This window comes from Streptomyces sp. NRRL F-5126 (assembly GCF_000721265.1).
Taxonomy (GTDB): Bacteria; Actinomycetota; Actinomycetes; order Streptomycetales; family Streptomycetaceae; genus Streptomyces.
Genome location: NZ_JOFZ01000085.1, coordinates 1 through 425, shown reverse-complemented (window position 1 = coordinate 425; position 425 = coordinate 1). Strand labels below are relative to the sequence as shown.

Genomic DNA, 425 nt, shown 5'->3' with positions numbered 1-425 from the left:
GCCCGGGACGCGGGAATGGTGATCGGTGGGGCCGGTCACCAGGTGCGGTGAGGGCCGGCCGTCCTGGAGTGCGGTGAGGGCGTCGAGGAGGTCGGTGCGGTCGTGGGCGATGACGGCGGCACGGTGCTCGAACGTGGTGCGGGTGGTGGCCAGGGCGTGTGCAATGTCGCGGGTGTCGACGTCGGGGTGATCGGTGGCGAAGGCGTGCAGCTGCGCGGCCTGGGCGGTCAGCGCGTCGGCCGACTTGCCGGACACGAGCCAGACACTCGGCCCGTCCGTCACCTCGCCGGTGTGCTCGGGGGTGGTGTCGGTGGGCGCGACTGTGCCGGCGTCGGTGTCGGCCGGAGCGTCGGCGTCGCTGGGCGTGTCTGTGGTGGTGGGCGCCTGTTCGAGGATGAGGTGGGCGTTGGTGCCGCTGATGCCGA

1 protein-coding gene is annotated in these 425 nt (G+C 72.9%); it reads right to left on the bottom strand.

What is annotated here, in order from left to right; translation table 11 throughout:
- The coding region (locus IH48_RS33975) for a ketoacyl-synthetase C-terminal extension domain-containing protein (protein WP_037844130.1) at nucleotides 1–425 on the bottom strand (425 nt) is incomplete at both ends.